General features: G+C 64.1%; 9 protein-coding genes. All 9 read left to right on the top strand.

The window, feature by feature from the left end; genetic code table 11:
• On the top strand, positions 1-940 hold a 940-nt coding region (locus NTW26_11035), incomplete at its 5' end, for an S-layer homology domain-containing protein (protein ID MCX7022786.1).
• A gap of 84 nt (positions 941-1024) precedes the next feature.
• Entirely contained in the window at positions 1025-1915 is an 891-nt protein-coding gene (locus NTW26_11040) for a hypothetical protein (GenBank protein MCX7022787.1), read from the top strand.
• Positions 1854-2141, top strand: a complete 288-nt coding sequence (locus NTW26_11045; protein MCX7022788.1) for a hypothetical protein — start codon at positions 1854-1856, stop codon at positions 2139-2141. The genes NTW26_11040 and NTW26_11045 overlap by 62 nt, the downstream gene beginning before the upstream one ends.
• A gap of 89 nt (positions 2142-2230) precedes the next feature.
• Entirely contained in the window at positions 2231-3148 is a 918-nt protein-coding gene (locus NTW26_11050; protein MCX7022789.1) for a hypothetical protein, read from the top strand.
• Entirely contained in the window at positions 3141-4133 is a 993-nt protein-coding gene (locus tag NTW26_11055; GenBank protein ID MCX7022790.1) for a hypothetical protein, read from the top strand. The genes NTW26_11050 and NTW26_11055 overlap by 8 nt, the downstream gene beginning before the upstream one ends.
• Positions 4134-4158: 25 nt before the next feature.
• The gene (locus NTW26_11060; GenBank protein MCX7022791.1) at positions 4159-4908 is read left to right on the top strand and encodes a FecR family protein; all 750 of its coding nucleotides are present in this window, start codon (positions 4159-4161) and stop codon (positions 4906-4908) included.
• Positions 4909-5029: 121 nt separating this feature from the next.
• A complete protein-coding gene (locus NTW26_11065) occupies positions 5030-6331 on the top strand; it encodes an AI-2E family transporter (GenBank protein MCX7022792.1) in 1302 nt (433 codons plus the stop codon).
• Between the two features lie 104 nt (positions 6332-6435).
• Complete coding sequence (locus NTW26_11070; GenBank protein ID MCX7022793.1) at positions 6436-7422, top strand: acyl-CoA dehydratase activase-related protein; 987 nt, start codon at positions 6436-6438, stop codon at positions 7420-7422.
• Positions 7423-7543: 121 nt separating this feature from the next.
• The coding region (locus NTW26_11075; GenBank protein MCX7022794.1) for a hypothetical protein at positions 7544-7725 on the top strand (182 nt) is incomplete at its 3' end.

Here is a 7725-nt window from a genome sequence, read left to right on the forward strand (position 1 = left end):
CTACTCCGGCATCGGCTACGTCTACCTGCGTCAGAGTGAGGACGCCACCGGAGAAACTCGCAAGGGGCTCCTGAAAGACGCGGTGGACATGTTCGAGAAGGCGATGGGTATGGACGTCGACGACATCTACGGCAAGATCGGCAAGGCCCGCGTCATGATAGAACAGGGCGACGCCCGCAACGCGCGTCTTCTGGCCAAGGCCGCCGCCCAGGAGGACAAAGAGAACATCGAGGGCGCGCTCTGGTGGGGCATCGCCGCCGGATGCGTCGGCGACTGGGAAGAGGCCGACTACGCCCTCACCCGCGCTCTCGAGCTCGACCCGACGAACCCCGAAGTTCAAGCCGCCTGGGACCGCCTCGCCCTGGCCAAACGGCTCATGCAGGGCGTGGACGACCAGAATTACCGTGCCATCGCCTTCAACTATCGCATCGGCCGCGCCGACGCGGCGGCCCTCTTCGCCCGTGAGCTCGACCTTTCGCGCCTGGAGCGCCGGTCGGTGACGAGCTACGGCGGCTCCGTATTCGTCGGCCCCGGTGAGCCCGAAACCGGTGCAACTTCCTACTACGCCACCGACATCGCCGAGAACTGGGCCCTGTCCGAGATAAACCTCTGCATCGAGACCGGCCTCATGGAGCCCTATCCCGACGGCAGCTTCCTGCCCGACGCGAAGCTGAACCGTTCCGAGTTCGCCATGCTGGCCGGCAAGGTTCTGTCCCTGACCACGGGCGACCCCGACCTCATGACACGGGGCATGACCGGCGAGAGCATCTTCAAGGACGTCCGGGCGGACAACTTCGCCTATGGCGCCATCATCGCCTGCACCAGCCGGGGGATTTTGGCCGGCGACCCCGACGGCTTCTTCCGGCCGCTGGACTTCATCACCGGCACCGACGCCGTGAACGCCGTCCGCACCGTGGAGACGATCCTCGCCCATTACTAGGATTTCCGGGGGGCGGACACACTCCGTCCCCCAAATAGTTTTAACCTGGGGGCGGACGTACCGCCCAACGGCCGAGGAGTTACGATGCGCACATTCCCCCTCATATTGCTCACAGCGGTTCTCTGCCTGGCCGGAGCGGTCCAGGCCCAGGATACCGTTACCGTCCGGAGCACCGGCCTCGGCGTCATCTACTCGGGTGACATCGCCAAGGCCAAGGACGACGCCGTCAAGGACGCCATCCGGAACGCCGTCGAACAGCAGACCGGCATGTTCGTGGACTCCCAGACCATGGTGGAGCAGTTCGAGACCCTGGAAGACTCCATCTACGCCCGTGCCACCGCCTACGTCCTGGACTACCGCATCATCAGCGAGGGCTACGGCTCCTTCGAGAACTCCTACCAGGTAGAGGTGGAGTGCACCATCGCGCGGAGCATGCTCCAGGCCAAGCTCGACGAGCTCGACGTTCGGACCCTGACGGCCCTCGTCGGCAACCCGCGGATAATGATCATCATCGAAGAGGAGAACCTCCTGGAGGACTACCATTACTACTGGTATGACTCCATGGACATGGGCACCACCGAGATGACGCTGCAGGAGATTTTCCTCGACAAGGAATTCCCGCTGGTGGACGCCGAGCAGGCGCGGCGCAACATTGACCGCGACATGGTCAAGGCCGCCCTCACCGGCGACCCGATGGCCGCCGCCGAGATCGGCCTCCAGTACGGCGCCGAGTACGTGCTCACCGGGAAGGCCGTGGTCAAGGGCTCCGACATCGTGGCTTACGGCGTTACCGCCGGGTCGGGGATGAAGTCCTACCAGGCCACCTGCAACATCAAGGTCTACGAGACCGATACAGCCACGCTGGTCGCCTCAGGACTGGGCCCGCCGCGCGGCCACCGGATCCACGGTCCAGATGACCGTCTACAACGCCGACAACGCCACCCTGACCAAGCTCCAGTCCTGGCTCCGCGATAATATCCGCGGCGTGGAGAACATCATCGTGCGCAGCCAGTTCGGCCTCACGGCCAAGCTGGAGATAGCCTCGGACTACGACGCGGCCCAGATCGCCAAGGAGATCAACTACAAACCCAACACCGAGGGCGATTTCGAGGTCATCGTTTACGGCCAGACGCGCAGCACGATTGACATAGCCATCGCACCCAAGGGTGAGACGCCGCCCCCGGAGGGCAGCACGGAATAATACGGACGGCTCCGCCGCGCGAAGCGGTAGCTTTCAGCGACGACGAAGCCCTGCGTAGACCATTTTCAACAAAGGCCTGGAGGCGTTTCATGCGTAAACTCGTTCTTGCGACCCTGATGTTCGTGCTCATCCTGGCCGTCGCCTCGTCGGCCATGGAGATGTGCAAGCGCATCGCCGTGTCCGAGCTGGAGGACAAGTCCGGCAGCTCCTACAACGTGGGGACCGGCTTGGCCGACGTGCTGACCACCGCCCTGGTCAACTGCGGCAAGTTCCAGGTCTTCGAGCGGGAGCAGCTGGCCGCGGTCATGTCGGAGCAGGCTCTGGGCACCACCGGCCTGGTGACCCCCCAGACCGCCCAGGAGATCGGCAAGCTCCTCGGCGTTCAGGCCATCGTCTGCGGTGCCGTCACCGAGTTCTCCTCAAAGAATGACGAGGTCGGCCTCAGCGGCCTCGGCGGCCTCTTAGGCGGCTGGGGCAGCCTCTTAGGCGGCTTCAGCGTCTCCACTAACACGGCCCGCGTCGGGCTCAACATCCGCATAATAGACACCGTCACCGGCGAGATCATCTTCAGCCACGAGGCCACCGGTGAAGAGTCGGAGACCGGTGCCAGCGTGACGGTCGCCAGCATGGAGATCGGTAAGAGCTCGGACTGGGACAACACCCTGGAAGGCAAGGCCGCCCACAAGGCTATTGACGAAATCGTCAACGCCATCATCATCAAGCTCAAGGAAATGCCCTGGACCGGCGCCGTGGTCAAGGCCGACGACGAGAAGGTTTACATCAACGCCGGCATGGACTCCGGCATCGAGACCGGCATGGAGTTCCGCGTCTACCAGAAGGGCGAGGAGTTCATAGACCCCGTCACCGGCATCTTCCTGGGCGCCGAAGAGGCCCTTATCGGCACCGTGCAGGTGATGGAGGTCAAGGAGAAGTACGCCATCTGCCGAGCCGTGGCCGGGGGCGGCTTCTCCGCCGGGGACATCGTCCGGGAGAACCCGTTTGAATGACCCGACCCTTGGAATGACCACGGGGCGGGTCGGGCGTGTTCCTCCCGCCCCGATTTTACGGCCGGGAGTCTGCGTTGGCGAAGCCGTCAACTGCGACGGCGGAGCCGTAAAACGGGACGCACCGACGCGAAGATTTTTCGGAACAATCGCGCTCCTCTCCCTGGCTGGCTGCCTCTTCACCCAGACCGCCCCCGCGCCGACGATAGACCGGCTACTGGTGGTGGACCTGCGGCCCGGGCTCGAAGTTACCGAGGAGCAGGCCCGCGGCCTGGAAGAGATGCTCGCCCAAAGGCTCGGCGAGCTGCCCGGAATCGTCCCGCTCACCCGGAGGAATCTGGTAGTCGAGCTCGGTGGAACCGTCGCCCTGGGAACGGAATACCGGGAACCGGGCTCCCTTGCGCGACCGGTGCTCACTCTCCCGGCGCAGCTCCAGAAGCTCGGAATCCAGATATACCTGATCGGCGAGGTTCACTCCTTCGGGCTTTCGGAAAATTTTGGGGAGATAGGTTTCCGCCGGGACGAGGCGGAGGTCAGTCTCGAAGTCCGGCTTTACCTGGCGCCCACCGGCGAGTTCATCACCGAGACCAAGACCGAGCAGCTCCTCGCCCAGAGCAACACGAACCGCTGGCGCCCCGGGATGGTCATCGGTCCCAACGAGGAATTCCTGGACACGCTCGAGGGGCGCGCCTCCCTGGGAGCCGTGGACAAGCTGGCGGAGGACCTGGGACCCGCCTTCGAGAAGGCACCCTGGTCGGGCCGGATAACAGATGTGGAAGGGGACAGGGTTATCCTCCCCATCGGCTTCGAGGAAAATGCCGCTCCGGGCGACGTCTTCGTCATCTACGCCCCCTCGGAAGTTCGAGGCGAACGTGGGAGCCGGATAGGCAGCGTGAGGATCGAGTGCGTGGGACCGGGTGAATCGCTGGCCGAGCCCATTTCCGGCGGCGGTTTCCAGCCCGGGCAACTGGCCGTACAGGAACTATAGCGCGGCGTACTTTCGGGGGTTGAAAATGATTAAACGGTCTGTGTTTCTTCTCTGCCTTTTCCTCCTGACCGCCTCACTGGCGGGCGCGGAGATCACTTACATGGTGGGGAGCGTGAGCGTGTTCCGCGGGGGCGATAGCTTCTCGGCCTCCCTCGGATCGCGACTCAAGGGCGGGGACATCGTAAAAACCCTGGACCGCTCCCGGGTGGAGATTACATTCGACGACGGTTCCCTCGTGCGCCTCTCGTCCAACTCCGATCTGACCATCGAGCGGGCGTCCACGAGCGGGCTGGCCACCAGCACGGTGGTATCCTCCACCGGCGGCAGGCTTTGGTCCACCGTCACCCCCTTCAACGACCCGGCGAGCAACTACGTCGTCAAGACGCCGACAGCCACGGCGGCGTGCCGGGGAACCGTCTTCCGCACCGACGTCTATCCCGACACCTCGACCCTGCTGCGCGTTTATTCGGGCAGCGTGGAGATGTGGAACCCCATGGCCGCCATCGAGGGCCCCATGTTCTGGGAGACCGAGGGCACCGAAGGCGAGGGCAAGTCCGGTGAGCGGTACGAGGTCGTCGGCCCCCAAGAGGTCTCCGGGCCCATCGAGGTGTCCGAGGAACAATGGAAGCAGGTCATCCTCGGGGGGATGCAGCAGCTATACATCGCTCCCGACGGCTCCGTGGCCGCGTCCGGGGAGTTCTCCCCCGAGGACGAGCTGGAGCTGGACGAGTGGGTCACCTGGAACCAGGAGCGCGACGCCGAGCTGGGCCGCTGATAGAAATTTTTTCCGACTGCGGGACCGGCTCTTCGCCGGTCCCATCTTATTTATAAAACGAAGTAACGTCTTTGGCGAATCGTGCTATACTAGGCCCCCACAGCACGGAGGAGAGCGCCTCTTGACGGACAGGGAACCGGACGATAACGACTTAATCCCGACCGACTACCCCAGGCGTGCGACCGGCAGGGTTCCGCTCTGGACGGTCATGGTCGTCTTTCTCGGGCTTCTGGGTCTCTTCGTGTACCTGGTCTGGCCGGTCGTCACCCCCTTCGTGGTCTGGCTCGCCCTGGTGTTGATTTTAGTCCCCTTCGCCTACCACGACGCGCGGGCCATTTCCCTCATCGCCCTGGTGACCGTCGCCGGCGTCATCTTCGGCGTAATAAACCTCTGGGACGCCTTCTTCCCCTTCGTCGTCGCCCTCTTCCTGGCCTTTCTCCTGGACCCGGCGGCGGACATGGTGGATAAATTCATCCACCGCCTGGCCCGTCACGAGCACGCCGAGCCGCCGAAGGACAAAAAGGGTGGCAAGCTGCGCGCCGTCGCCGCCCTCACGGTCATCGTCGGGGCTGTAGCCCTCGTCGTCGGACTGGCCATGCTCCTGGTCCCCACAGTCCAGAACGACATCGCCCGTCTGCGGGAGTTCGACTTCACCAGTCTGGTGAGCCGGGTGGAGCGGTGGCTGGATGGAATCTCCGGCGGCTCCCCGGAGATTCGGAACGCCGTGGAGGCTCTCGCCGCCCGGCTCCAAACCGCCATCTCCGAGGCCATCCCCGACGTGACGGTCCTCTTGGAACGCCTGCTGGCGAGCTTGGGCGACCTGGGGAACCTCGTCCTCATCCCCATCTTCACCTTCCTCCTGTTGCGAGACGTGGACCGCTTCAAGAAGCGGCTGACCGATCTCATTCCCCAACGGCACCACGAGCGGGTCAAGGATTTCAGCGAGGACGTGAACCGCGTCTTCGTGGGCTTTTTCCGCGCCAAGCTCGTGACCTGCGCCTTCATCGGAATCGTGACCGGAGTCGGGCTGTGGCTTCTGGGGGTGCCCTTCTTCATTCCTCTGGCGGTCATCTCCGGAATTTTGAACTTCATCCCGTTCCTCGGCCCGTTCGTGGCCGGAGCCGTGGCCGTGCCGATGGCCTTCTTCACCCCGGACCCCGCCCCGACGATGCTTCTGACCCTGGCGCTCTACGTGGTGAGCTTCACCATCTCGGGCTACGTCCTCGACCCGCTGGTGGTCGGGAAGAAGGTGGGAATCGGCGCGGTGCTCTTGATTCTCTCCGTGCTCGTCGGCCTTCAGTTCGGCATAATCTGGGCCTTCCTGGCGGTACCCATCGCGGCCGTAATCAAGGTCATCGCGCTGCAGGTGGAGCGTTTCTACCGCCGGAGCCCCATCTATCTGGGACTGGATAAGCCGGATTGATTTGACAAGCCCGGCCCGCCGGTCTACCATTACCGACCACATGCGTGGGTAATGGAGGGGCAAGGGGCTTAAGCCCCTTGTCTCTACGGCAATTGAGGAGTTCAATGCGCATCGGGCTTCCCCGAACCCTCATCCTCTATTATCGCTTCCTGCCGCTTGTGGCCACCTTTTTCCGCCGCCTCGGCGTCGAGCTGGTAATCTCGCCCCCGAGCAACAAGGACCTCGTCGCCTGGGGGATAGCCTCCACGGTGGACGACGCCTGCCTGCCGCTCAAGGTGACCTTCGGGCACATCCACGCCCTCGAGGGCGTCGTGGATTACATCTTCCTCCCCCGCCTGGTCAGCCTGGAACCGGGGTCTTCCCTCTGCCCGAAGTTCATCGGCCTGCCGGATATGGCGAAGAGTTGCGTGTCGGTTGACCTGCCGCTGATTTCTCCGGTGGCCGACGTGAACAAGGGGAGGGGCGGCATCCTCGAGACGCTGGACGAGGCGGCCCGGCTGCTGGGCTTCGGCCCCGAGGAGACGGAAAGGGCCCTTGGCGCCGCCGAGCGCGCCCAGGCCGCCTTCCGCGCCGACTGCATCCTGGGAAAAGACCCCGCCGCCCTTCTGGAGTCCATCGAGAAGGAAAAGCCATACATCGCCCCCCAGGAGGGGGATGAGCTCGAGCTGCGGGTCATCGGCCGCTCCTACCTCCTCTTCGACCCTTACATCTCCCTGGAGCTCATGAAGCGCCTGCGCGGTATGGGCTGCCGGATTCTGACCCACGAGAGCGTGGACCACCAGACGCTGGACCGGGAGCTGGGGAGTTTCAAGCGCCCGCCGTACTGGACGCTGAGCCGGGAGATTCTGGGGGCCGCCGGGTACTTCATGCGCCAGGAGGAGGTGGACGGGGTCGTCTTCGTCCTGCCCTTCCAGTGCGGTCCGGCCTCCATGGTGGAGACCCTGATCGAGGCCGTGGCGGCTAAGCACCCCCGGATGCCCTACACCTCCATCGTCCTGGACGAGCACACCGGTGAGGCGGGGCTCATGACCCGGATCGAGGCGTTTCTGGACATGATTCGGCGCAAGAGGGACAGGCGTGCGGAAAATTAGGGCGGTGAGCTACGCCGACGCCCCGCGGGCATATCTGGGCTGGATAACGGAGACGGAGGAAGAGGCGCTGCGGCAGGAAGCCGACGCGCTCCTTGAGTGACGAACGCAACTTGTGGAGGTCTTGGGCGATAAAATCCCGGAGGATCTGGCCCGTCCGGACCGGCGCTACCTGGGAACGATGCGGTACATCGGCGAAGAGCTTGTTAGAATCCAGATTTACCCGACTTCGTCCTCCTATTGGCGGTGGCACGCGCAGGCCAACCACCGGGGAGAGTTCCCCCTGGAAAAACTCCCGGAGCACGT

It is taken from the genome of bacterium (assembly GCA_026398675.1).
GTDB lineage: Bacteria > RBG-13-66-14 > RBG-13-66-14 > RBG-13-66-14 > RBG-13-66-14 > RBG-13-66-14.